General features: G+C 59.0%; 27 protein-coding genes, 1 tRNA gene and 1 pseudogene. 23 read left to right on the top strand and 6 right to left on the bottom strand.

Going from position 1 to position 22,144, the window contains the following annotated elements:
* On the bottom strand, positions 1 to 1,448 hold a 1,448-nt coding region (locus tag EXR36_10335), incomplete at its 3' end, for a potassium transporter (protein ID MSQ60015.1).
* An 89-nt stretch (positions 1,449 to 1,537) separates the two neighbouring features.
* Here EXR36_10335 and EXR36_10330 point away from each other — a divergent pair.
* From EXR36_10330 to EXR36_10270, 13 genes are all read left to right on the top strand, one after another.
* The gene (locus EXR36_10330; GenBank protein MSQ60014.1) at positions 1,538 to 2,536 is read left to right on the top strand and encodes a KpsF/GutQ family sugar-phosphate isomerase; all 999 of its coding nucleotides are present in this window, start codon (positions 1,538 to 1,540) and stop codon (positions 2,534 to 2,536) included.
* A gap of 2 nt (positions 2,537 to 2,538) precedes the next feature.
* Positions 2,539 to 3,066: an HAD family hydrolase gene (locus EXR36_10325; protein MSQ60013.1), complete on the top strand. Its 528-nt coding sequence runs from the start codon at positions 2,539 to 2,541 to the stop codon at positions 3,064 to 3,066.
* Positions 3,063 to 3,650, top strand: coding sequence for an LPS export ABC transporter periplasmic protein LptC (gene lptC, locus EXR36_10320; protein MSQ60012.1), 588 nt, complete (start codon positions 3,063 to 3,065; stop codon positions 3,648 to 3,650). The genes EXR36_10325 and lptC overlap by 4 nt, the downstream gene beginning before the upstream one ends.
* A gap of 12 nt (positions 3,651 to 3,662) precedes the next feature.
* A complete protein-coding gene (lptA, locus tag EXR36_10315; GenBank protein MSQ60011.1) occupies positions 3,663 to 4,214 on the top strand; it encodes a lipopolysaccharide transport periplasmic protein LptA in 552 nt (183 codons plus the stop codon).
* Positions 4,215 to 4,262: 48 nt separating this feature from the next.
* Complete coding sequence (gene lptB / locus EXR36_10310) at positions 4,263 to 4,985, top strand: LPS export ABC transporter ATP-binding protein (protein ID MSQ60010.1); 723 nt, start codon at positions 4,263 to 4,265, stop codon at positions 4,983 to 4,985.
* Between the two features lie 75 nt (positions 4,986 to 5,060).
* Positions 5,061 to 6,524, top strand: a complete 1,464-nt coding sequence (locus EXR36_10305; protein MSQ60009.1) for an RNA polymerase factor sigma-54 — start codon at positions 5,061 to 5,063, stop codon at positions 6,522 to 6,524.
* A 21-nt stretch (positions 6,525 to 6,545) separates the two neighbouring features.
* Positions 6,546 to 6,881 carry a ribosome-associated translation inhibitor RaiA gene (gene raiA / locus EXR36_10300; GenBank protein ID MSQ60008.1) on the top strand — a complete coding sequence of 112 codons (336 nt, stop codon included), beginning with the start codon at positions 6,546 to 6,548 and terminating at the stop codon, positions 6,879 to 6,881.
* A gap of 46 nt (positions 6,882 to 6,927) precedes the next feature.
* The gene (locus EXR36_10295; GenBank protein ID MSQ60007.1) at positions 6,928 to 7,413 is read left to right on the top strand and encodes a PTS sugar transporter subunit IIA; all 486 of its coding nucleotides are present in this window, start codon (positions 6,928 to 6,930) and stop codon (positions 7,411 to 7,413) included.
* On the top strand, positions 7,382 to 8,323 hold the full coding sequence (locus tag EXR36_10290; GenBank protein MSQ60006.1) for an HPr kinase/phosphorylase: 942 nt from the start codon (positions 7,382 to 7,384) through the stop codon (positions 8,321 to 8,323). The genes EXR36_10295 and EXR36_10290 overlap by 32 nt, the downstream gene beginning before the upstream one ends.
* 5 nt (positions 8,324 to 8,328) lie before the next feature.
* On the top strand, positions 8,329 to 9,168 hold the full coding sequence (gene rapZ, locus EXR36_10285; GenBank protein MSQ60005.1) for an RNase adapter RapZ: 840 nt from the start codon (positions 8,329 to 8,331) through the stop codon (positions 9,166 to 9,168).
* Complete coding sequence (locus EXR36_10280; protein MSQ60004.1) at positions 9,165 to 9,683, top strand: hypothetical protein; 519 nt, start codon at positions 9,165 to 9,167, stop codon at positions 9,681 to 9,683. Before rapZ ends, EXR36_10280 begins: the two co-directional genes overlap by 4 nt.
* A 15-nt stretch (positions 9,684 to 9,698) precedes the next feature.
* Positions 9,699 to 10,331, top strand: coding sequence for a UbiX family flavin prenyltransferase (locus EXR36_10275; protein MSQ60003.1), 633 nt, complete (start codon positions 9,699 to 9,701; stop codon positions 10,329 to 10,331).
* Positions 10,249 to 10,923: a peptidase S16 gene (locus EXR36_10270; protein MSQ60002.1), complete on the top strand. Its 675-nt coding sequence runs from the start codon at positions 10,249 to 10,251 to the stop codon at positions 10,921 to 10,923. The genes EXR36_10275 and EXR36_10270 overlap by 83 nt, the downstream gene beginning before the upstream one ends.
* Here EXR36_10270 and mutY read toward each other — a convergent pair.
* Both mutY and EXR36_10260 read right to left on the bottom strand, forming a co-directional pair.
* A pseudogene (gene mutY, locus EXR36_10265) lies at positions 10,877 to 11,960 on the bottom strand (A/G-specific adenine glycosylase). The gene EXR36_10270 and the pseudogene mutY overlap by 47 nt on opposite strands.
* A 32-nt stretch (positions 11,961 to 11,992) precedes the next feature.
* Positions 11,993 to 12,066: transfer RNA gene (locus EXR36_10260), tRNA-Gly, on the bottom strand.
* 91 nt (positions 12,067 to 12,157) lie between these two features.
* On the opposite strand from EXR36_10260, the gene EXR36_10255 reads away from it, so the two are divergent.
* The 6 genes from EXR36_10255 to EXR36_10230 all read left to right on the top strand — a co-directional run bounded on the left by EXR36_10255 (position 12,158) and on the right by EXR36_10230 (position 16,718).
* The gene (locus tag EXR36_10255) at positions 12,158 to 13,363 is read left to right on the top strand and encodes an amidohydrolase (GenBank protein MSQ60001.1); all 1,206 of its coding nucleotides are present in this window, start codon (positions 12,158 to 12,160) and stop codon (positions 13,361 to 13,363) included.
* A 313-nt stretch (positions 13,364 to 13,676) separates the two neighbouring features.
* Positions 13,677 to 14,045: a hypothetical protein gene (locus EXR36_10250; GenBank protein MSQ60000.1), complete on the top strand. Its 369-nt coding sequence runs from the start codon at positions 13,677 to 13,679 to the stop codon at positions 14,043 to 14,045.
* Positions 14,046 to 14,079: 34 nt separating this feature from the next.
* Positions 14,080 to 14,283 (top strand): sulfur carrier protein ThiS, encoded by a 204-nt coding sequence (gene thiS, locus EXR36_10245; GenBank protein ID MSQ59999.1) that lies wholly within the window; start codon positions 14,080 to 14,082, stop codon positions 14,281 to 14,283.
* Between the two features lie 3 nt (positions 14,284 to 14,286).
* Complete coding sequence (locus EXR36_10240) at positions 14,287 to 15,087, top strand: thiazole synthase (protein MSQ59998.1); 801 nt, start codon at positions 14,287 to 14,289, stop codon at positions 15,085 to 15,087.
* A gap of 35 nt (positions 15,088 to 15,122) precedes the next feature.
* The gene (trmB, locus tag EXR36_10235) at positions 15,123 to 15,809 is read left to right on the top strand and encodes a tRNA (guanosine(46)-N7)-methyltransferase TrmB (protein MSQ59997.1); all 687 of its coding nucleotides are present in this window, start codon (positions 15,123 to 15,125) and stop codon (positions 15,807 to 15,809) included.
* A gap of 174 nt (positions 15,810 to 15,983) precedes the next feature.
* The gene (locus tag EXR36_10230) at positions 15,984 to 16,718 is read left to right on the top strand and encodes a hypothetical protein (protein MSQ59996.1); all 735 of its coding nucleotides are present in this window, start codon (positions 15,984 to 15,986) and stop codon (positions 16,716 to 16,718) included.
* Positions 16,719 to 16,748: 30 nt separating this feature from the next.
* Here the strand turns inward: EXR36_10230 and EXR36_10225 are convergent, their stop codons facing one another.
* Genes EXR36_10225 through EXR36_10215 form a run of 3 tightly spaced genes read right to left on the bottom strand, consistent with a single transcriptional unit; the run spans position 16,749 to position 19,927 of the window.
* Positions 16,749 to 17,933, bottom strand: a complete 1,185-nt coding sequence (locus EXR36_10225; GenBank protein ID MSQ59995.1) for a class I SAM-dependent methyltransferase — start codon at positions 17,931 to 17,933, stop codon at positions 16,749 to 16,751.
* Positions 17,816 to 18,652 carry a pirin family protein gene (locus EXR36_10220; GenBank protein ID MSQ59994.1) on the bottom strand — a complete coding sequence of 279 codons (837 nt, stop codon included), beginning with the start codon at positions 18,650 to 18,652 and terminating at the stop codon, positions 17,816 to 17,818. Before EXR36_10220 ends, EXR36_10225 begins: the two co-directional genes overlap by 118 nt.
* A 9-nt stretch (positions 18,653 to 18,661) precedes the next feature.
* A complete protein-coding gene (locus tag EXR36_10215) occupies positions 18,662 to 19,927 on the bottom strand; it encodes an oxygen-independent coproporphyrinogen III oxidase-like protein (GenBank protein MSQ59993.1) in 1,266 nt (421 codons plus the stop codon).
* A gap of 47 nt (positions 19,928 to 19,974) precedes the next feature.
* Here EXR36_10215 and EXR36_10210 point away from each other — a divergent pair, with 47 nt between their 5' ends.
* From EXR36_10210 to EXR36_10195, 4 genes are all read left to right on the top strand, one after another.
* Complete coding sequence (locus tag EXR36_10210) at positions 19,975 to 20,598, top strand: pyridoxamine 5'-phosphate oxidase family protein (protein ID MSQ59992.1); 624 nt, start codon at positions 19,975 to 19,977, stop codon at positions 20,596 to 20,598.
* Positions 20,495 to 20,968, top strand: a complete 474-nt coding sequence (locus tag EXR36_10205; GenBank protein MSQ59991.1) for a hypothetical protein — start codon at positions 20,495 to 20,497, stop codon at positions 20,966 to 20,968. The genes EXR36_10210 and EXR36_10205 overlap by 104 nt, the downstream gene beginning before the upstream one ends.
* Positions 20,969 to 21,280: 312 nt before the next feature.
* Positions 21,281 to 21,679 (top strand): type II toxin-antitoxin system VapC family toxin, encoded by a 399-nt coding sequence (locus EXR36_10200; protein ID MSQ59990.1) that lies wholly within the window; start codon positions 21,281 to 21,283, stop codon positions 21,677 to 21,679.
* Between the two features lie 24 nt (positions 21,680 to 21,703).
* The coding region (locus EXR36_10195; protein MSQ59989.1) for an aldo/keto reductase at positions 21,704 to 22,144 on the top strand (441 nt) is incomplete at its 3' end.

Below are 22,144 nucleotides of genomic sequence, written 5' to 3'. Positions count from 1 at the left end.
GCGGACTCCGTGTCCGCATAACTCACCACCAAGGCCGCCGCGCGCGTGAGTCCCGCTGCAACCAGCACTTCTCGGCGCGCCGCATCGCCGTAGACCACGTGCTCCCCGGCGGATGCGGCTTCGCGCACGCGTTGCGAATCCGCATCCAGGGCGATGAAGGGAACATTCTCCTGCTCCAGAAGGCGGGCAAGGTTCTGCCCGCTTCGCCCGTAGCCGCAAATGATGATGTGCTTGTCCGCTCCCATGCTTTGCGCGGCGATGTTATGAAGAGCCATGGCGCGACTCATCCATTCGGCCTTGCTGAAACGCCGAACCAGATGTTCGCTGCGCTTCAAGATGAAGGGCGCCAGCAACATGGACAAGATAATGGCGGCCAAGACCACTTGCAGGGTGCCGCGTCCAAGGAGCGCCAAGGAACCGGCTTGCGATAGCAGCACCAACCCAAACTCTCCGCCAGCGCTGAGCGCGAGGCCCACTCGCAGAGCGGTTGCGGCGTTGGCGCCAAAGGCGCGCGCGAGAACGGCCATGATTGCCGCCTTTGCGGCGACGAATACGATCATGACCAACGGGACCGCAATCCAGTGCTTGGCGATCTCCTGTACGTCGAGCCGCATGCCCACGGTGACGAAAAACAATCCCAACAAAACATCCTGAAAAGGCTTGATGTCCTGCTCCACCTGGTACCGGTATTCCGTTTCGGAGATGAGCATGCCGGCCAGGAAAGCACCGAGCGCCAACGACAACCCGAAGCGGTCCGTGAGCCAGGCTAACCCAAGCGTGCAAAGCAGGACATTGAGTACAAAAAGCTCTGGCGACTTGCGCAGGGCAACGACGTGGAACCACGGCCGCATGAGGCGCTGGCCGACTACCAAAATGAAGATGAGCAGCAAGGCCGCGTTCATCCCGGCCACGAGTAAGTGTTTTGGGAGTTCCTCGGCTCCGCGCGCAAGCGCGGGCAGGATCACTAACAGCGGCACCACCGCTAAGTCTTGAAACAGCAGCACGCCTATGATCTGGCGGCCATGGTGCGTATTCAACTCCAGCCGCTCCGCCAGCATCTTGGCCAGGATGGCGGTGGAAGACATGGCGAGCACTCCGCCCAGGGCCAACCCTTCCCGCCAATTCAGGCCAAGATAAAGGGCGATCCCCAATACGGCCAGTATCGTGACGAGGACTTGCGCCGCGCCTAAGCCGAACACGATGCTCTTCATGGTGGAGAGCTTCGGCAAGCTGAATTCCAAACCGATGCTGAACATGAGAAATACGACACCGAATTCAGCCAAGTTTTTTGTGGCCGCTGTATCGGGTAGCCAAGCGAGTGCGTGGGGACCAATCAGCAAGCCAACGATCAAATAACCAATTAATGCAGGCAGCTTGAGCGCGCGAAATACCACGACCACCACGACGGCGGTAGCGAGCAGCAGCAATACTGAATCCAGTAAGTGCATCGGGGCGGGAGAGAGTGTTCTTGGGAACACTTTAGCGCCGGTGGAAGCCAGCGCCGTGAACTATGGCCCTTCGGCTATACTCCATCGTCATGAATGTGCCCGTGAAAAGCACCCGCGACGCTCGCCCAGATGCGATCGCGCGCGGGCGCAGAGTTCTCGAAATCGAAGCCCAGGCCGTCAGCGCTCTGGCGGCTCGCTTGGACTCGGCGTTCGCCGAGGCCGTGGATCTCATCTTGCACTGTAGCGGCCGCGTCGTCGTGAGCGGCATCGGAAAATCCGGCCACATCGCTTGCAAGATCGCATCTACTTTTGCTAGCACCGGCACTCCCGCGTTCTTCGTGCATCCGGCGGAAGCGAGCCACGGAGATTTGGGCATGATCTCGGCGCAGGATGTGGTGATCGCTCTGTCTAATTCCGGCGAGAGCGAGGAATTATTAGCCGTGGTGCCTTTGATCAAACGCAAGGGTACGCAACTTATCGCGATGACCGGTAACACCAAGTCCACCCTGGCCCGGCAGGCGGATCTGCATCTGGATGCCGCCGTGGCGGAGGAAGCTTGCCCGTTGGGGCTAGCGCCCACGGCCAGCACCACCGCGGCACTCGCGCTAGGCGATGCCCTGGCGGTCGCGCTTCTGGAGGCGCGCGGATTTAGCGCCGAGGATTTTGCCCGCTCGCATCCTGGCGGTAGATTAGGGCGGCGCCTTTTAACTCACGTGAGCGACGTCATGCGCACGGGCGACGCGGTTCCGGTAGTGGCCCCACACACCCCCTTTGCGCAAGTGATTGTCGAGATATCCAAGAAGGGGATGGGCATGGTTGCAGTCGTCGATGATGGCAATCATGTGCTAGGCATTTTCACCGACGGGGATCTGCGCCGTGTGCTGCCACGGGGGCTTGATTTGATGGCGACGGCGATCCGCGATCTGATGACTGCCCGCCCGCGAACCATTCGCCCGCGGCAATTGGCGGTGGACGCGGTAAAGCTGATGGAAGATCACAAGATCAGCCAACTGCTGGTGGTGGATGAAACCAATGTGCTCGCGGGCGCGGTGAACATGCATGATTTATTGCAGGCGAAGGTGGTATGAAGGTGCCTGCGGAAGTATTGGAGCGGGCTAGGACTATCAAGCTACTGTGCGTCGACGTGGACGGCATCCTCACGGATGGAAGGCTTTATTTTCTGTCCAATGGCGTGGAGGCAAAGGCGTTTCATATCCGCGACGGGCTGGGCCTTAAGATGCTCATGAATGCAGGCATCAAGACGGCCGTCATAACGGGCCGCGATTCCGAAGCCGCCCAGGCTCGAGCCGCGGAACTGGGATTGAATTATTTCTATCAGGGCGTACAGGACAAACTCAATGTCATTCACGAGTTGCGCGCCAAGATGGCCATCGATATGGCAGCCGTGGCCTTCATGGGCGACGACCTGCCGGACATTTCCGCCCTACGCGCCTGCGGGCTCTCCGTCACCGTGCCGGAGGCTTCCCAAGCGGTACGTGCCCACACTCATTACGTCACACGGGAGCGCGGTGGTCATGGCGCGGTACGAGAGGTCTGCGAGCTTATTCTCGATGCGAAAAATCTTCTCCAACCCGAACTTGACCGGTATTTCGCATGAGTAGCGACCGGCTTCTCGCTTGGACTCCCATAGTCTTGCTGGCCGCCATGGCCGCACTCACGTACTGGCTGGACAGATCCGTGCAATCCGAAAGCGCCTTCAGCCTGCGCGACCCCTCCAATCCTGACATTATCGTGGAAGACTTTTCCGCCACGAAGTTCAACCTGGACGGATCTCAACGCTACGCGCTGGTGGCCCATCGCATGGTGCACCGGCCAGACGAGGACAGCACGCAGCTGGAAAACCCCAAGCTCGTACACTACGAACCGAACGAGCCACAGGTGCATATACAGTCCGCCCGCGCCTACGTGTCCAAGGATGCGAAGGAAGTCGACTTCACGGGAGACGTACGCATCCTGGCCGAAGGCGGCGAGCAAACGGGACCCGTGACCGTTGCAACCTCCCAGCTCCACGTCATACCAGATGAAGAAATCGCCCGCAACGACCAGGAAGTCACCATAACGAGCCAGCATGGCACCTTGCGGGGAGTTGGCCTAGAATTCAACAGCCGCACGCGAAACATGCAACTACATTCGCGCGTGCGTGGCCAGTTCATCCATCCTAGAGTAAGTCGTTCAGAATAACCGGGGACCGCAATGAAGTTTGTCGTGATAAGGCTCGTGCCGATAGCATTGCTGCCGTGCCTTATGCTCGGGCCCGTCCATGCGGAGCGCTCGGACCGGGAGAAGCCCGTGAATATCGAGGCCGATAGAATGAGCCTGGACGATCTTCGCAAGGAAAGCATTTTCGAAGGTAACGTGGTCCTGACCCAGGGCACTTTGACCTTGAAGGCCGATCGCATTACGGTCAAGCAAGACCAACAGGGTTTTAGTTTAGGCATTGCCCTGGGCAAACCCGCCTCTTTCCGCCAAAAACGCGAAGGGGCTGATGAATTCATCGAGGGATTTGGGGATCGCGTGGAATACGACGGCAAGGGCGAGAAGGTGCAACTCTTTACCAATGCCCGCATCAAGCGCGGAGAGGACGAAGTAAAGGGCGACTACATATCCTACAACTCAGTGACCGAGTTCTACGAGGTGATCGGAACGAAAGGCGCCACCACCGCCAACTCGGGGCAGCGAGTGAAGGCCGTGATCCAACCCAAAAAGAAGAACACAGACCCCGTAAGTGGTGCGCCAAAACAGTAAATTCCCCGCTCCGGCGCAAAGGTTCTGCCGCTTTCCCCTGCCCGCGCCATGAGCCAGTTGCACGCCGAGCACCTGAGTAAGCGCTACAAGTCCCGCACCGTGGTTAAAGACGTCTCCCTGGAAGTCCAAAGCGGTGAGGTGGTTGGGCTCCTCGGACCCAACGGCGCTGGGAAGACCACCTGCTTCTATATGATCGTTGGGCTGATTCCGGTGGACGGAGGCAGCATCCGCCTGGACGATTCGGCGCTCAACCACATGCCTATTCACCGCCGGGCCAGACTCGGGTTGGCCTACCTGCCCCAGGAAGCATCCATCTTCCGCCGCTTGAGCGTGGCCGAGAATATTCAAGCCGTGCTGGAGTTAAGAGGACTCAAGAACGCCGCCATAGCCGAGGAATTGGAAGGCCTCTTGGCCGAATTGCATATTTCCCATCTCAAGAATAGTCCCGCCATCAGCTTATCCGGAGGCGAGCGAAGGCGCGTGGAGATCGCCCGCGCTCTCGCCAGCAAACCAAGATTTATTCTTTTAGATGAGCCATTTGCGGGAGTCGACCCCATTGCGGTCTTAGAAATTCAGAAAATTATCCGATTCTTAAAGGCGCGCGGCATCGGGGTGCTCATCACAGACCACAACGTGAGAGAAACCTTGGGAATTTGCGACCGCGCCTATATAATCAACGACGGCTCGGTACTTGCTTTCGGGGCCCCAGGAGAAATCGTAGAAAATGAAAGCGTTCGGAAGGTATACCTCGGAGAACACTTCCGGCTATAGGGTTGCGCACCGAGTCCGCCACGGGACTTACCCTTGCGCGACACCCCTCACGCGGCAAGCCGGCACGCGAATCCCATGAAGCAGTCACTACAGATAAAGCTTTCTCCGCATCTAACGCTAACGCCGCAGTTGCAGCAGTCCATCCGGCTGCTACAGCTCTCCACCATGGAACTCAATCAGGAGATTGAGCGCTTCTTGCAAGACAATCCCTTGCTTGAGCGGGAGGAGGAGCCGGAGGAGTATGGCGGCCAGGCCGTCGTGGCCAGCGTCCCGCCTAGCGAATTCAACAACAGCACCACCAGCACGACCACGACGACCGCCAACAAGGAAGAAAACTCCCAGCAGGAAGAAACGCCCGAAGTGGAGCAGGATTGGACCAAGGGGGAAGGCGGAACGACCAATTACGGATCCCCGGACGACGGCGAGGACAACGACTACCCGCAGGTCGCGGCCGACCAGCCCTCGCTACGCGAGCATCTTCTGTGGCAGTTGAACTTGGTCAACATCACCGGCCGCGACAAGAATATGGTCACGGTGCTGATCGAGTGCCTCAACGAGGAAGGCTATCTTCCCATCCCATTGGAAGATGTCGCGGCCATGCTGCCAGCGGAGTTGGAGGTCGATCTGAGCGAACTCCAGGTGGCCCTCAGGCAACTGCAGAATCTGGAGCCCGTGGGTATTGGGGCGCGTAACTTGGGCGAGTGTTTGGCTCTGCAAATCGATGCCCTCCCCGAGGACGTTCCTTACCGAAACGAGGCGCTCACCACGGTGCGCGAGTTCCTCGATCTGTTGGCCGCGCGGGATTACGCGAAGCTCAAGAAGGCGCTCAAATGCGGTGACGACACGTTACGCGGGATCCAATCCTTGGTCATCAGCCTGAATCCGCGCCCAGGCTCCGATTACACCAAGAATGAAACCCGCTATGTCGTACCCGACGTAGTAGTGCGCAAGACCAAAGGAGTGTGGCGGGCCTCGCTCAACCCGGACGCCATGCCCAAGCTGCGCGTGAACCGGATGTATGCGGACATCTTGCACCGTAACCGGGACGCGAGCCTCCAGCAGCTTTCAGGGCAGTTGCAAGAAGCGAAGTGGCTGATCAAGAACGTGCAACAACGCTTCGACACGATCTTGCGGGTTTCGCAGGCCATCGTGGACCGCCAGCGGCATTTTTTCGAACACGGCGAAGTAGCGATGAAGCCGTTGGTGTTGCGCGAAATCGCGGAGATCCTGGGCCTGCACGAATCCACCGTATCGCGCGTCACCACGCAAAAATTCATGCTGACCCCGCGCGGAATTTTCGAGTTGAAGTACTTCTTCGGAAGCCACGTGAGCACGGAAACCGGCGGTTCTTGCTCCGCGACCGCCATTCGAGCCCTGATCAGACAGCTCGTCGGCGTGGAAGACTCGAAAAAGCCTCTCAGCGATAGCCAGATTTCGGAGATACTGGGCAAACAAGGAATCGTCGTGGCCCGCCGAACCATCGCGAAATACCGGGAATCTTTGCAGATACTGCCTGTCAATCTTCGGAAGTCCATATAAACCCCTACCTGGAGGCTTGCCATGAATGTACAGATGACTGGGCATCACATCGATATCACCCCAGCCTTACGGGATTATGTGACCTCCAAATTGGAGCGCATCAAACGGCATTTCGACCGCATGATGGATGTCAACGTGGTGATGACCGTCAGCAAATTGATTCAGAAAGTCGAGGCTAATGTGCACGTGCGCGGCCGCGATATATTCGTGGAAAGCAGCGACGCCGACATGTATGCCGCCATCGATAGCCTAGCCGATAAACTCGACCGGCAGATCCTTCGGCATAAAGAGAAGGTCACCGACCACCGCCCCAACGGGCAGCATCCTAGCGCCACGCCACCTGCGGGCGAGGAATAGCTCCTCCCGCTGGTTGGCCAACTGAGTGGGGCGGGTAGCCCGCGACATGACACTTCTCTCCTCGCTGCTACCCGTCTCCCACGTCAAGCTCGATATAGAAGCCCCCAGCAAAGCCAAACTTTTCGAACAAGCCGCTGGGCTGTTATCTCAGACCTTCTCCATGAATCCGTCACAAATCGCCGGGAGTCTGAACGAACGCGAAAAACTTGGGTCCACCGCGCTTGGCCAAGGCATTGCCATTCCCCACGGCCGCGTGAAAGGGTTGCGGGAAGCCACCGGGGCGTTCATCCGCATACGCGCCCCATTGGAGTTCGGCGCCCCAGATGGAATACCGGTTTCTCTCGTGTTCGTGCTGCTCGTCCCCGAGCGCGCCAACGATCTACATTTGCAGATACTTGGAGAGCTTGCCACGTTGTTTAGCGACCGCGAGGTGCGCCGCCAGCTCGCCGGCGCGGCCGATGAACGCGCCGCGCAACAAGTCATAGTTGGATGGGATCCCAATGCCTCAGGTCAGCGTCGCCCAGATCTTTAAGGATAACCAAGAGGCCTTGTGCTTGTCCTGGGCGTTGGATGACCAGCACAGCGGCAACATCCTCGACACCGAGCGCATCCGCCATTCCTCGCAAGGATTGATCGGGCACCTGAATTTCTACCACCCAAACTGGATTCAGATTTTTAGCCGTACTGAAGCGAGCTACTTCGCGACCTTCGACGATTCCGCGCAGGAAACCGCCCTGGGGCGCTTGAAAGACAGCGGCGTCGCCTGCCTGATTGTGAGCGACGGCGAGAAGATCCTGCCATCTCTCGAACGCTTTTGCGTGAACCAAGAAATTCCTCTCATCACCTCCCCGCTCCCTAGCCTGCAGATCATCTGGGTGATTCGAACCTATCTCGGCCGCGCACTGGCCGAGTTCGTCACCCGTCATGGCGTGCTGCTGGATGTTCTCGGCGTGGGCGTGATGCTCATCGGCGATAGCGGCGTGGGCAAGAGCGAACTTGCCCTAGAATTGATATCGCGCGGCAGCGGTTTGGTGGCGGACGACGTGGTGGAGCTTTATCACATCGCGCCCGAAACCCTGGAAGGCCGCGCGCCGGATCTCCTGAGAGATTTCCTCGAGGTGCGTGGGTTGGGCATGCTCAACATCCGGACCATCTTCGGGGAAACTTCCGTCCGCGTTCGCAAGAATCTCAAACTCATCGTACAGTTGGAGAAACCGGTCGGTGGCGTGGTGCCTGGCTTGGAGCGCCTGCCGCTCAACGCCACCATGGAAGAGATTTTGAACGTCAAGATTCGCAAGGTCATACTTCCCGTGGCCGCCGGCCGAAACCTCGCGGTCCTGGTGGAAGCGGCGGTGCGCAACTACGTCTTGCAGTTGCGCGGTATCGATAGCACACAGGAATTTATTCGCCGCCAAGAACAGTATTTTGGGCGAACCCCGTAATTTTCATGCAACTCGTGTTAATCACCGGCATGTCCGGCTCTGGGAAAAGCGTGGCCCTCAACGTCCTTGAGGACAGCGGCTACTACTGCGTGGACAACCTTCCGGCCACGCTACTCACAGAACTGGCCGATCTGCTGCGTAACGACGGCAACGAACGTATCGCGGTGAGCATCGACGCGCGGGGAGGTAAATCCTTTACGCAGTTGCTCGAGTCCTTGCATGCGTTGCGCCAGCGCCAGATCAGCGTGAAAGCGCTGTTCCTCGATGCGAAGACCGAAACCCTGATCAAGCGCTTCTCCGAAACCCGGCGCCGCCATCCCCTGGCCGATGAACATCACACGCTCCCCGAGTGCATACTGGCGGAGCGGCAGCTTTTGGAGGATGCCAGTTCCGTCGCCCACCATGTGGACACCAGCGATTTGTCCTCCAACGCCTTGCGTGCGTGGGTCAAGGATTTCGTCTATCTGCCCACGTCGGGACTGACCTTGTTGTTCGAATCCTTTGGGTTCAAGCACGGCTTGCCGTTGGGCGCCGATTACGTCTTCGACGTGCGCTGCCTGCCTAATCCATACTACGATCCCGCGCTTCGTGCGTTAACGGGCAAAGACCAACCCGTGATTGATTTTCTGAAAGCCGACAGCCAAACTCAAGCCATGCTCATGGACATTCGTACCTACATCGACCGTTGGTTCCCGTGCTTTGTACGCGACAACCGAAGCTACCTCACGGTGGCCATAGGCTGCACGGGGGGACATCACCGTTCCGTGTACTTCAGCGAGATGCTTGCCCAGCATTTTCGCTCCCGGATGCCCGTGCTGGTACGCCACAGGGAGCTTGCGCAATGACACGCGGGATATGGATGATTCTTGGAATGGCCGCCTGTTTTCCCGCGGCGGCCGCCGACTGGGTGGCCGTGCCCACGGGCGATGGCAACCAGCATTTCTACGACAAGAGCAAGGTATTCGTGGCGGCGGACGAGGTCACTTACTGGCGGCGCGTGGTGTTTTCCTCCCCGCATCCAGTGCGCGGCGGTTTTGCCCGCAGCGCCATGTACCGAGAGCGAATCCAATGCAAGCAGCACCGCGTGACCACCTTTGGATATCTGCTCTATAGCGGCGATGGTTCGGTGTTGGAGAACGTCTACACGCCCGACGCCGAGGCCAACGCCGTGGTACCAGAAACCGTGGGGGACCGCTTTGAGCGAGTCATGTGCGCCATGGTGGCCGCGGAGCAGCCCCCCGCTTCGCCTCCCAAGGATCCCAAGAAATCCGACGGTGGCGACGAGTTGCGCCAGGAGATCGAGCGGCTCGAGGCGCAGCTAAAGCGGCTACGGGAACGCATTGGCGACCGGCCAAACTAACATCGGCTATTGAACGTGGCGTCCCCCCCGCGCCCGCTCACTGTCACCCTCGCCTTCACGGGGGCCTCGGGCATGCCTTACGGCATCCGGCTCCTGGAGACCTTGCTCGCTGCTGGCACCGAAGTTTGGCTGCTCTATTCGCAAGTGTCCCAGATCGTCGCGAGGCAGGAGATGGATCTCACCCTTCCCTCTCGTCCAAGCGAGGCGGCCGCGTTCTTCCGAGAGCGGTTCAATGCGAAGGAAGACCAACTCAAAGTATTTGGCCGTGAAGAGTGGTTCGCACCGGCCGCCTCTGGATCCAACCCTGCGGACGCCATGGTGATATGCCCCTGCACGATGGGCACGCTGGCCTCGGTTGCATCTGGGCTTGCCGCCAATTTGACCGAACTGGCGGCGGACGTCATGCTCAAGGAGCGCCGCCCCCTTATACTCGTGCCCATGGAAACTCCGCTATCGAGCATTCACTTGGAGAACATGCTACGTTTGTCGCAAGCAGGCGCCACCATATTGCCGGCCAATCCGGGCTTTTACACGAGACCGCGGTCCGTCCAGGATATAGTGGACTTTGTCGTCGCGCGGGTGCTGGACCAACTTCGTATCCCTAATAAGCTCATGCCCCGCTGGGGCGAGCAAGGAGACCATCATTAGCCAACAAGAACTCCCCATATTTCCGCTCAAGGCAGTGCTGTTTCCTGGCGGGAGATTACCGTTGCGGATATTCGAACCACGCTACGTGCGTATGATGAAGGATTGCATCCGCGACAATTCGCCCTTCGGCGTGTGTCTTATCAAGGAAGGCAACGAGGCCGGTAGTCCCGCGATTCCGGAAAACCTGGGCTGCAGCGCCAGGATCCAACAGTGGGATATGCCGCACTTGGGCTTGTTTCAGGTATTCGCGCGCGGCGAACGTGTCTTTCAACTTCTCGATCATCGCGCGGAGAAGGACGGCTTGATTCGCGGAACAGTGGCCTTTCAGGACGACCAGCCTCTCACCGATGTGCCGGAGGAATTGGAACCTTGCCGCGAGGTCTTGCGCCAATTCATCGAGCGCGTGGGGCCCTCGCATTTTCCATCGCCCATTCAACTCAACGATGCCGGCTGGGTGAGCTACAGGCTGGGTGAACTTCTTCCGGTGGAGTCCGATACCAAACAACAATTGCTCGGCATGCGGGACCATCTCGCGCGCTTGTCCCTCATCGATCGAATACTGGATTCTCAGCGGGACAGTAACCAGATGTAACCAGGGAGACCAGCAGATCCCGAACGGGTGCAGGGAGGGCTGATGCACCCGCGTCTTGTATCGTCAACCATAGCGCGCCGGATTCCGCGGCGCCGCTCGCCTTTGCGCTAACCCGCAACAGATAGGGTTCGATGGTGAGCTTGAAGTGCGTGAAGCCGTGTTCCACCAATGCAAGCGGCAAGATGGTTTCGCATTCGGCGGCGAAACGCTCGGAGCAGGCCTTCACCCACTACTCCACAGGCTCGGCGCTCTCTGGAAAACACAGCATCCCGCCCCAGATACCCGCGGGCGGGCGCCGTTCCAACAATACCTCGCGGCCATTCCACAAAATCAGCATCTTCGTCCGGCGATGCGGGCGCTCCTTGCGCGGCTTGGGTGCCGGCAATTTATCCACGAGATGCTCGCGCTTGGCCACGCACCCGCCAACTAGCGGACAGCGCGCGCAAAACGGGTGTGACCTTGTGCATACACTCGCCCCCAAATGCCATGAGGCATTGCGTATACGTTTCGATGCCAACGCTGGGCAATAAAGAATTCGATAGCGCCCAAAGTTGAGTTTCAACCTGCCGGTCTCCCGGATAGCCCTGGATACCGAAATAGCGCGCCAGCACGCGCTTCACGTTACCGTCCAGAATGGCGTGACGCTGCCCGAAAGCAAACACGCAAATCGCCGCGGCCGTCGAGCGGCCGATACCTGGAAGATCCATTACCAACGGCGATTCACTGGGGAACGAGCCTCCATAATCATCACGAATCACACGCGCGGCTCGATGAAGATTGCGCCCGCGCGCGTAATAGCCCAATCCGCTCCAAACCGCGAGGACATAATGCTCAGCCGCGCCAGCGAGCGCACTCAATGAAGGAAAGCGCGCCATGAATCGCGAGTAATACGGAATAACCGTCGCGACCTGGATTTGCTGCAACATGATTTCCGAAACCCACAGCGCGTAGGGATCCCGGGTATTTTGCCAAGGAAGGTCGTGGCGGCCGAAAAACTTTTGCCATGCAATGACCTGCGAGGGGAACTCGGATGGCATGGGACTTAGGGTACTTACGAGAAGATTTCTTGTGGAGCGGGCGATGGGAATCGAACCCACGTCTAAAGCTTGGGAAGCTTTCGTTCTACCATTGAACTACGCCCGCAATATGGAGATTGTATTCGGCAAGCAGGGCTTCGAGCAACGCCAAGAAATCTGGCCGATAATCCGGCTAGTGCAAAGTTGGGATGACAATCATGACCATACCCGTTGAAGCAGGTTTCGCCGGTCCCGTGGAATACATCCGCCGTTTCCACGCGGAGCTCACCGCTTTTCGCCGCGATATTCACGCTCACCCTGAGATTGCCTTCGAGGAGCAACGAACTTCCGATGCGGTCGCCTCGCTTTTAAGTACCTGGGGCATCGAAACTCATAGGGGGTTCGCCCGCACCGGCATCGTTGGAGTAATCCCAGGCCGCACGCGCGCGCCGGGACGCTCGGTGGGACTTCGAGCGGATATGGATTGCTTGCCCATGCACGAAACCAGCTCCCTTCCTTACAAGTCCACTCGCCCGGGTCATATGCACGCGTGCGGGCACGATGGGCATACGACGATGCTTCTCGGTGCCGCGCGTTATCTGAGCGAGACGCGCCGCTTCGACGGAACGGTACACGTCATTTTCCAACCGGCCGAGGAGCGCGGTGGTGGCGGACAGGTCATGGTGAAAGAAGGCCTATTTGAGCGCTTTCCCATGGATGAGGTGTACGCGCTGCATAACTGGCCCACGATCCCGCCAGGAATGATCGCGGTTAGACCAGGACCGGTCATGGCGGCCGCCGATGAAATCGAGATTTCGATCCGCGGCAAGGGTGGGCATGGTGCGATTCCGCATCTTGCCGTGGACCCCGTCGTGGTGGCCGCGCACCTCATCACCGCGCTTCAAACCATTGCGAGCCGTAACGTCAATCCCGCCGATTGCATAGTGGTCAGCATTTGCTCCATGGCCACCAGCCAGATCGGCACTTTCAATGTGATTCCCGGCGGGGTCAATCTGGTGGGGACGGTGCGCACCTTCCGTCCTAGCACACAAACACTCGCGCAAACCCGCATACGCGAGATCACCGAGAGTATCGCCAAGGCCTTCGGCGCCCAGGCGGAGGTTGTTTACCGCAAAGGCTATCCGGCGACCGTGAACAGTGCGCGAGAAGCCGAATTCGCCGCACAAGTCGGCGAACGCATATTTGGGCATGACAAGGTGATCCGCGACGCCGATCCCACCACGGGAGCGGAGGATTTCGCGTACCTGTTACAGGAGAAGCCCGGTGCCTATGTATTCCTCGGCCAAGGCGGGGGCCAGTCCGGTTGCCTGCTGCATAACCCCAATTACGATTTCAACGACGCAGTGATCCCTCTGGGCGCGGGCTACCTGGCAGCCCTGGCCGAGGCGGCCCTGTCCGCTTAGTTACGTCCGTCTCCCTTGAGATAGGGGTAAACTACCGCTCGGAGAGGTTGAAGGGCCGCGCAATCACGGTCCTTCGGCCGCGACTTACGTGGTGGGATCACTCGCTCGGCGGATTCACCTTGAACAAGTAAGGGGAAGAATCAGGTGGAAAGTAAGCCATGCCGCGATCGCGAGCATGGCACTTTCCCGGCCAGATCATCGCGAAGTTGTGCGAGCCGTGAGTTCCCTCCATACTGAAACCACAGGTGGCATTGGCCACCCCCTTGGAGATCATCCTATGAATCGCGGCAACCGCCGAGGCGATTTCTCACCCATGAGAGAAGGCAACGAGTTTCAGCCCGGCAATAGAAACCGGAATTTCAATCGTCCCGCCGAGATTGGCGAACGCAAAGAAGGAGCCGAGGAAAAGCTCATCATCCTAGAACCGGACATTGCCGAAGTATTTCGCTCCTCGGAACATGTCAACCAAGCCCTGCGTTCGCTGTTGTCGCTGGCGCGCCAAGTCACCCGCGGCGGCCGGCCTGGAGGGCGTCCCGGTGGCCCGGGCGGACCCGGCGGACCTGGTGGAGGGCCCGGTGGCGCGCGCCGCCGCCGGCCACGCGGTCCGAACCCCAACCAGCAACCTCCCAAGCCAACACGTCCCGAGGGATTGCCGGTGGACGACGAGTTCGAAGAAGAATGAGCGCCCGTAATCTCGCCTGATTGCTCGTGCGCGCATGATCACCTTGCAAGTCAACGGGCAGGCGCTTCGCGTAAGCGCTCCCATCACCGCCGCCCAGCTCATAGAACAGCTGAAACTAAGCGGAAAGCGCGTGGCCCTGGAGCGAAATGGCGAGATTGTGCCAAAGAGCTTGTTGCCGCAACAAAGCCTGGAGGATGGCGATTCGCTGGAAATTGTCGCGGCCGTGGGGGGAGGATAGTCAATGGAAAATCTCGTCATCGGCAGGAAGGCCTACACGTCTCGTTTGCTCGTGGGTACTGGCAAGTACAAGGATTTCGCCGAGACGAAAGCCGCGGTCGAGGCGAGCGGCGCGCAGATCGTCACTGTTGCCATCCGCCGCACCAACATTGGCCAGAATCCCAATGAGCCTAGTCTGCTGGAGGTTCTCCCGCCCAGCAAGTACACCTTGCTTCCAAACACGGCGGGGTGTTATTCGGCACAAGATGCAGTTCGCACGTTGAGGCTTGCCCGCGAGTTGCTCGACGGGCATTCTCTCGTCAAACTTGAAGTCCTGGGAGATTCGCGCACGCTTTTCCCCAACGTGGTGGAAACCTTGGAGGCCACCCGCACGCTGGTGAAAGAGGGATTCGAGGTGATGGTGTATACCTCGGACGATCCCATCATTGCAAAGCAACTGGAGGAGGCGGGCTGTGTGGCAGTGATGCCGCTCGCGTCTCTCATCGGCTCCGGCATGGGCATCCTCAATCCTTGGAACCTGCGGATCATCATTGAGAACGCCAAGGTTCCTGTGTTCGTGGATGCGGGAGTGGGCACAGCTTCGGATGCGGCCATCGCCATGGAGTTGGGCTGCGATGGCGTGTTGATGAACACCGCCATCGCCGCGGCGCAAGATCCCGTACGCATGGCAAGCGCCATGAAGAAGGCAGTGGAAGCCGGCCGAGAGGCCTATCTTGCCGGGCGCATGCCCCGGAAGCTCTACAGCGCCACACCGAGTTCCCCCGTGCCGGGTGCCATCGCTTCCACGCGGGACAAAGCCGCCTAAAGCATCGGTAATCCTCGCGTCTGCGCGCTTCCCTGATGAATAATGATGGCGCCGGGCCGCGCCCGATTCGTAGCTACGTATTGCGCCAAGGCCGCATGTCGGCCGCGCAACGGCGCGCATTGGAGTTACACGCGCCCCAATATTTGCTGAGTTATGCGCAAGCGCCGCTCGACTTCCCCACCGTGTTTGGGCGAACCGCGCCGGTCATCTTGGAGATAGGTTGCGGCATGGGCGAGACGACCGCGCAAATTGCCGCCAATAATCCGCGGACCGATTACATAGGTGTGGAAGTGCATGCGCCAGGTGTTGGGAGCGTACTCAAACTGGCCAGCGAAAAAGGGCTCGCGAATCTGCGCATCGTTCAGCACGACGCCGTTGAAATCGCGCGGCACATGCTGCCCCTGGAAAGCTTGAGTGGCGTGCATGTTTTCTTCCCCGACCCGTGGCCAAAGACGCGCCATCACAAACGCCGCTTGATACAAGCATCGTTCGTGAGTTTGCTTGCATCGCGCCTGAAGCCGTACGGCTATATTCATTTGGCCACGGATTGGCAGGAGTACGCCGAACAGATGCTCGCGGTACTCCATGCGGAATCATCACTCGAAAACACCTCGCCAGGGTTCGCCACGCGGCCCGCTTACCGTCCCATGACTAAATTCGAGCAACGCGGCATCAAGCTCGGCCATGGCGTATGGGATCTGATTTTTCGGCGTAAAGACTAGCCGGCCTAGGTCTTTCCCTGGATAGAGCGAAAGCTTTTGGACATGCCTCTTGCTTCTACACCTCGACGGTCGTGGAAAATTTAGCGTTTTTACAATTCCGCTACAAATACCTCGCCTGCGAAAGTAGGTCAAACGATCCGGCCTGACCCTTAGCACTACAACGAGAGCCCAGTCATGGAGCATATTTCCGAACCTATCCTCGCGGCGATTATCGGTGCCATGGCAACCTTCGGCACCGCCATACTGCAGATTTTTCGAAATCAATCTCAGCCTGAGTCCAAGGCAAAGCGCCGCAAATCGTGGATATACACCATGATGCTCATGCTGGCGTGTGGCGTGAGCGGATTTGCCTACTCGGAATTCCGCGACCGCCGCGCCGATGCGGGTTACGAGGCCTTGAGCCAGAAACTGCAAGCGCAACTCAACGAACTCTCGGCCGCCACCAGCCGCGCTGCGTCCGTGGCTGCACCGGTGGCCGCAGGCGCACCAACAACGTTGGCCTCCACCTTCCCAGATGATTCCATGGGTACCGCCGCAGTGGCCGCCTTCCCCGCCTGCAAGGGTGCCATTGTGGGTTTTGCCACGCAGCCCGCCGCATGCACCGAGCAAAATGCGCTGCGAATCGCGGTGTGCACCTCGGTTCCGGTTGCGGCGAAGGTGACTTACGTCGAGGCCTATGCGCGTTTTAACGACGCTCAGTCATGGACTAGCAACCAACTAGCCGTTGGCGAGATCGTGGCCGATGGCAAGTTTGAAGGCACCTATTTCGAGCATACGGACAACGATGGCACGAAGCAGGCGTGCCAAACCTTCGCGCATTGGAACAGCCAGCCGCGCTCCGCGCGCATTGTGGCGCGCTACAAGATCCCCGCCGCGTCCGTACACGCCACCGCCACGCCGGCATCGTAGAGAACTCATTCGCGAAGGGAACGACAGGACTTACGATTTTTGCGCAGTAAGAACCGTGAAACCCTCGCCGATCAGGGAGCGATGAATCTCCCCTCGGAAACCGGCGTCTTTCAATAGCCTCTCTTGCTCCTCACGGGTGGGCAGCACGTTTCCCCAATAAAGCTCTTCAAAACCCGTGTGCAAGGGAAACTTGAATTCGGGTTCTCGCATTTCCTCCAGCGTCGTGGGATAAGTTTCATCCACGATCACGATCCAACCTCCTGGCCTCAACGCGGCCCCTGCTTCTATCACCACCGCTGGCCGGATCTCGGGGGAGATTTCATGCAACACCTCCACCATCACGACCGCATCGAAACTGCCTGCCTGCGTGACGGAGGCTACCGTACCTTCTCTCGCCTGCGCGCGGCCTTCCAAACCAGCGCCCTTGATTTTTTCCCTCGCCACGCTCAGGCTGTCGCGATCGATATCCACACCCACACACTTTGCAAGCGGGAAATTCTTGGCCAATTGAAGGAGTAGATTTCCCGTCCCGCACCCTACTTCGAGCAAGGCACCCCCAGCCTGCAAGCGCGGCAATAATCCCGGCAACTCCGGTAGGATTTTCTTGGCAGTAGCCACTTGTAGTCCCCAAGTGGATTCCGCCACCGACTTGGCGAACATCTCGCCCCGGCCTTGAAAGGGTTTTACCGCGCCGGTCTTGAACGCATGTAGACACTCGCGAAAGTCCTCCGCCGCGAAATCGGTACCTAGTCTTACGAAGCCCCCGAGATAACGCGGATGACCGGGATTAGCGAGAATATTTTCCATGTGAGGAGCCAAGCGGTAGCGTCCATCGGTGCCGGCGTCGAGCACCTCCATGCCATAACAGGTGCGGCACCAGGTTTCGACGTAGGGTGCATGCAGGCCCAAGGCGGCCGCCAGGTCGCTGGCACTGGATCCTGGTTTCTCGGCAAGCGCCTTGAACAACCCCAGCTTAACGCCGAGGTCCAGCAAATAAATGGTATTGAAACCGCGCCGCCATTCGAAGATGCGCGCGGTCTGCGTGTCGGCGCTGGCGCCTGATTGATCTCTCACGGACCTTGTCACGAAATTAGTCCCTAGGACGCCAGCACACCGCGCTCGTAATCTTGAAACGCGCGCATCAACTCCTCGCGCGTGTTCATCACGAAGGGACCATAGCGCGCCACTGGTTCGCCAATGGGCATCCCGTCGCATAAGAGCACCTTGGCGCCCTGGGATCCAGCTTGAATCGAAAGCCCGCCGCCATCCTCGAACACCGCAAGGGTACCTTCCGCCAGCGTTGTGCCGGACGATTGAAGCGCGCCCGCGTAAACGTAACCGAAACAGTTATGCGCCTTGGGCACGGGCAATTCTAACTTCGCTTGCGCGCCCAGTTCCGCGAGGAGCAGCCGAACCGGAATCAGCGTATCCACTGGGCCTTTCACTCCCAATGCCTCACCCGCGATGATTCGCAATGAAACTCCTTCCGCATGAGCCAATGCGATCCGCGCGGAAGGCAAATCCTGGTATCGCGGCGCCGTCATCTTCAATGCGCCGGGCAAATTCACCCACAGCTGAAAACCGCGCAAGCGCCCCTGGGCGCGTTCCGGCATTTCGGTATGAACGATGCCGCGCCCGGCGGTCATCCACTGCACATCCCCCGCCTCGATCACGCCCTTGTTTCCCACGGAGTCGCCGTGGCGCACGCGGCCGTCGAGCATGATGCTCACCGTCTCGAACCCGCGATGGGGATGATCCGGAAAACCCGCGATCCACGACTCCGGGTCGTCGGACCCGAATTCGTCGAGCATCAAGAACGGGTCGAGCATCTCCATCTGAGGAGAGCCGATCACCCGTTTGAGTTTCACGCCCGCCCCATCCGTGGCAGGCATTCCCTTGACTGTCTTGGTTACACGTCGCATGGGTTTCTCCATAGTCCAATGTCAATCGAGGAATCGTTGCAAGAGATCGTTGAGGAACCGCTGCCCTTTTAGCGTGGGGGCAACGCGAAAAAGATCTCTTTCCAGCAATCCACAGGCTTCCGCGGCATCCAATCTCGGCAACACCGCTTGCAACGGAAGGCCGGTGCGCTCCTCGAACAATCTCGCCTCGAAACCGCCAATCAGGCGCAACGCGTTCATCATAAACTCAAATGGCAAGTCATCGCTCCCCACTTCATCGCACCGAGCCACGGGAGAATCTCGCTCGGCGTGATTCATATAGTCGTTCGGCGCCCGGTAGCGTACCTCGCGCACAACGCGGCCAGGAAACGAGAGCTTGCCATGAGCGCCGGCGCCGATGCCAAGGTAGTCCCCGAAGGTCCAGTAATTCAAGTTGTGCTTACAACGTGTACCAGGCCGCGCGAACGCGGAAGTTTCATAGTGCTCATAACCGTTGCTGCCCAACAACTCTTCGATGGCTTCCTGCATATCCGCTGACACATCGTCCTCTGGTACTCGCGGCGGATATTTCGCGAACACTGTATTGGGCTCTATGGTTAAGTGATAGCAGGACAGATGAGGTGGCTGCAACGATAAAGCCTCTCGAACATCGTTCACTGCTTCCTCCAGCGTTTGTTCCGGCAACGCATACATCAGATCGATGTTGAAGTTATCGAAGTGGCGCTGCGCGATTTCGATGGCCCGCACCGCTTGCTTCTCGTCGTGAATGCGCCCAAGGGCCTTCAGAAACTTAGGGTTTAGGCTCTGCACGCCGATGGACAAGCGGTTCACCCCCGAGGCCCGAAACTCGGCGAACTTGGCCGCCTCCACCGTCCCGGGGTTAGCTTCCAGCGTGATCTCCGCGTCCGGAGCGAGCGGCACCCGCGCCCGAATCGCGCAAAGAATATCGTCCAATGCGCGCGCGGAAATCAAGCTCGGTGTTCCTCCCCCAAGGAAAATGCTGGTCACACGCCGCCCCCATATCCGCGGCAAGGCACCTTCCAGATCGGCCACCAGCGCGTTCACGTACCGCTGCTCTGTCCCCGCATCGATCTCCTGCCCTTTGGCCATCGCGCCGCTCTGGCGAAGGTTTACGCTCAATTCATGGGAATTGAAATCGCAATAAGGACACTTGCGCACGCACCATGGAATGTGGACGTAAAGAGACAAGGGCGGCAGCGCACGCAAAGCGATTTCCCCCAGGCCAGGTGGTGGCAATGCGACGATCTTGGCCATTTCAGCGCCTTTGGCCCATAACAAAGAACTCATCAAACTCCATTGGCGGATTATCATTCACTTTCTGGAATTGACCCCACATGGGACCGGACATGGAAACCATCGCCACTGTGAAGCGCCTGCGCGATTTGTTAGGCGAACCGGGCCCCCTGACTCAATACAAAGTTCACCGGGAATTAAGCGAGCAGGGGCAAGCCTTCGTCCGCCAGTCCCCGTTTTTCCTTTTGGCCACGGCAAGTACCAACGGTGTGCCCACAGTCTCCCCCAAGGGCGGCGAGCCGGGCTTTGTCCGCGTCAAGGACGCCATGACTCTCCTCATCCACGAGCGGCCAGGCAACCGGTTGCTGTACTCCCTGGAAAATATTCTGAGCAACCCGAAGGTGGGTCTGATCTTCTTGTCCCCCGGCACGGATGAGACGCTACGGATTGGCGGACACGCCACGCTACTGCACGACGACGCGATCAACGCGCGCTTCGCCGCACGCGGCAAACCGGCGCTACTCTTGATGCGTGTGCGGATCGAGGAGTGTTACTTCCATTGCGCCAAGGCCTTTCTGCGGAGCGCTCTTTGGAATCCTTCCTCCTGGCCGGGCTCCATGAATATTTCGTTTTCGGCGGAGATCAACCTTAGGCGCGCGCTGGAAGCGAGCGCCATGCTGGATCTCGACTCGCAGATCGCCAAGCGCTACGAAACTGATCTCTGAATCCGTAGCCTCGCAAAATATACGATTGCATCGTATATTTTGCACATGTGGATCTCTCGCGACGCGAGAAGCGCGCCTGCGGCGCTCGGCCCGTACCAGGCCGGTCGTTGTATTGACTGGCGCTCGCCAGACCGGAAAGACCTCGCTGTTACGGCGCCTGTTCCCAAAGTACGGGTTCGTGTCTCTCGATCTGCCCACCGAGGCCGAGCAAGCGGAGAAAGAACCCGCCATATTCCTGAGCCGCCATCCCGCCCCGGCGATCATCGACGAAGTCCAGTACGCCCCCGCCCTTATTCGGCACCTCAAAGCCGCGGTCGATGCGAATCGTGGCCGCAATGGGCAGCGCCGTGAAGTGTATCTGATAATCTGATATTCTGATAAATGTAGTGCTCTCCCAACCCATGGACCATGTTATGGCAACCAAGCAAATCACGGCAACGGAAGCCGCACGAAGTTTTTCCGACGTCCTAAGCCAAGTACGCTACCAGGGTGCGGAATTCGATGTCGTGCGAGGTAAAGAGATAGTGGCTCGTATCGTACCCGCGGGACCTTCCGGCGGGGTCCCGCTCGATTAACTAAATGCACTGATGGCATCGTTGCCGCGGCTCGGCCCCAAGGAGAGCGATGCCTTTGCCCGCGACATCGAGCGCGGCCTTTCTCGAATGCGGCCGGATGTTATCGAATGGGATTGATCATTGACACAGGCGTATTGGCTCGGCTGGAGAAGGAACCTTCCGCAATCGATCTATCGAGCTACAAATCCACTTATGGCAAGGGGTACATTTCGGTCGCAACATGTTCGGAACTGTTGGTTGGCGTACACTTCGCAAACACTGAACAAAGGCGCTTGCGCCGATCGGCGTTCGTGGAGGAGATGTTCAAGCTATTTCGCCCGCTGCCATTCGATCTAGAAGTTGCAAGGTTCCATGCGCACCTCGTCAGCGCATTGCCCAAAGGTGTGACCCTGGGAACCTTTGACTTGATTATCGGGGCCACGGCAATTCGCTACGGTTTTCCAGTTCTAACTACCAATCCCGCCGGCTTCAAACGGATGCCAGGGTGTTTAATCGAGCCCGTCTAACCAACCGGTAACTTGGAGACCGATATGAAATACCGAACCCTTCCCGGCACGGACTTGAGCGTTTCGCAGGTTTGCCTGGGCACCATGACCTGGGGTGAGCAAAACAGCGAAGCGCAGGCGCACGAGCAGTTGGATTACGCCGTGCACCGGGGCATCAATTTCATCGACACGGCGGAGATGTACCCGGTGCCGCCCAATGGGCGCACGCAGGGGCGCACGGAGGGTTATCTCGGGACCTGGCTGGCGCACCGTCCTCGCGCTGGCCTTGTCATCGCCACCAAGATTGCCGGCCCCGGCCGGCGCGATTGGATTCGCAATGGCCGCACGGATCTCACGCCAGCCATCATCGCCGAGGCGGTTGACACCAGTCTGGCACGCCTACAAACCGGCTACATCGATCTGTATCAGATCCACTGGCCGCAACGCAACGTGCCGAATTTCGGTGCCACGGAATTCGATCCCTCC

This window comes from Betaproteobacteria bacterium, assembly GCA_009693245.1.
Classification (GTDB): Bacteria; Pseudomonadota; Gammaproteobacteria; order Burkholderiales; family SHXO01; genus SHXO01.
The sequence above is the reverse complement of the archived record's forward strand: the minus strand, read 5'-3'. Positions and strand labels throughout refer to the sequence as shown.

What these genes read in the sequence shown, in the direction of transcription:
- lptC (MSQ60012.1), top strand. Translation starts at nt 3,063, where the DNA reads ATGAGTAGCGACCGGCTTCTCGCTTGGACTCCCATAGTCTTGCTGGCC.
- raiA (MSQ60008.1), top strand. Translation starts at nt 6,546, where the DNA reads ATGAATGTACAGATGACTGGGCATCACATCGATATCACCCCAGCCTTA.
- lptB (MSQ60010.1), top strand. Translation starts at nt 4,263, where the DNA reads ATGAGCCAGTTGCACGCCGAGCACCTGAGTAAGCGCTACAAGTCCCGC.
- EXR36_10250 (MSQ60000.1), top strand. Translation starts at nt 13,677, where the DNA reads ATGAGAGAAGGCAACGAGTTTCAGCCCGGCAATAGAAACCGGAATTTC.
- EXR36_10290 (MSQ60006.1), top strand. Translation starts at nt 7,382, where the DNA reads ATGCCTCAGGTCAGCGTCGCCCAGATCTTTAAGGATAACCAAGAGGCC.
- EXR36_10200 (MSQ59990.1), top strand. Translation starts at nt 21,281, where the DNA reads ATGGGATTGATCATTGACACAGGCGTATTGGCTCGGCTGGAGAAGGAA.
- thiS (MSQ59999.1), top strand. Translation starts at nt 14,080, where the DNA reads ATGATCACCTTGCAAGTCAACGGGCAGGCGCTTCGCGTAAGCGCTCCC.
- EXR36_10210 (MSQ59992.1), top strand. Translation starts at nt 19,975, where the DNA reads ATGGGACCGGACATGGAAACCATCGCCACTGTGAAGCGCCTGCGCGAT.
- trmB (MSQ59997.1), top strand. Translation starts at nt 15,123, where the DNA reads ATGAATAATGATGGCGCCGGGCCGCGCCCGATTCGTAGCTACGTATTG.
- EXR36_10305 (MSQ60009.1), top strand. Translation starts at nt 5,061, where the DNA reads ATGAAGCAGTCACTACAGATAAAGCTTTCTCCGCATCTAACGCTAACG.
- EXR36_10330 (MSQ60014.1), top strand. Translation starts at nt 1,538, where the DNA reads ATGAATGTGCCCGTGAAAAGCACCCGCGACGCTCGCCCAGATGCGATC.
- EXR36_10225 (MSQ59995.1), bottom strand. Translation starts at nt 17,933, where the DNA reads ATGCGACGGGATGCCCATTGGCGAACCAGTGGCGCGCTATGGTCCCTT.
- rapZ (MSQ60005.1), top strand. Translation starts at nt 8,329, where the DNA reads ATGCAACTCGTGTTAATCACCGGCATGTCCGGCTCTGGGAAAAGCGTG.
- EXR36_10240 (MSQ59998.1), top strand. Translation starts at nt 14,287, where the DNA reads ATGGAAAATCTCGTCATCGGCAGGAAGGCCTACACGTCTCGTTTGCTC.
- EXR36_10295 (MSQ60007.1), top strand. Translation starts at nt 6,928, where the DNA reads ATGACACTTCTCTCCTCGCTGCTACCCGTCTCCCACGTCAAGCTCGAT.
- EXR36_10280 (MSQ60004.1), top strand. Translation starts at nt 9,165, where the DNA reads ATGACACGCGGGATATGGATGATTCTTGGAATGGCCGCCTGTTTTCCC.
- EXR36_10215 (MSQ59993.1), bottom strand. Translation starts at nt 19,927, where the DNA reads ATGAGTTCTTTGTTATGGGCCAAAGGCGCTGAAATGGCCAAGATCGTC.
- EXR36_10220 (MSQ59994.1), bottom strand. Translation starts at nt 18,652, where the DNA reads ATGGAGAAACCCATGCGACGTGTAACCAAGACAGTCAAGGGAATGCCT.
- lptA (MSQ60011.1), top strand. Translation starts at nt 3,663, where the DNA reads ATGAAGTTTGTCGTGATAAGGCTCGTGCCGATAGCATTGCTGCCGTGC.
- EXR36_10255 (MSQ60001.1), top strand. Translation starts at nt 12,158, where the DNA reads ATGACCATACCCGTTGAAGCAGGTTTCGCCGGTCCCGTGGAATACATC.
- EXR36_10230 (MSQ59996.1), top strand. Translation starts at nt 15,984, where the DNA reads ATGGAGCATATTTCCGAACCTATCCTCGCGGCGATTATCGGTGCCATG.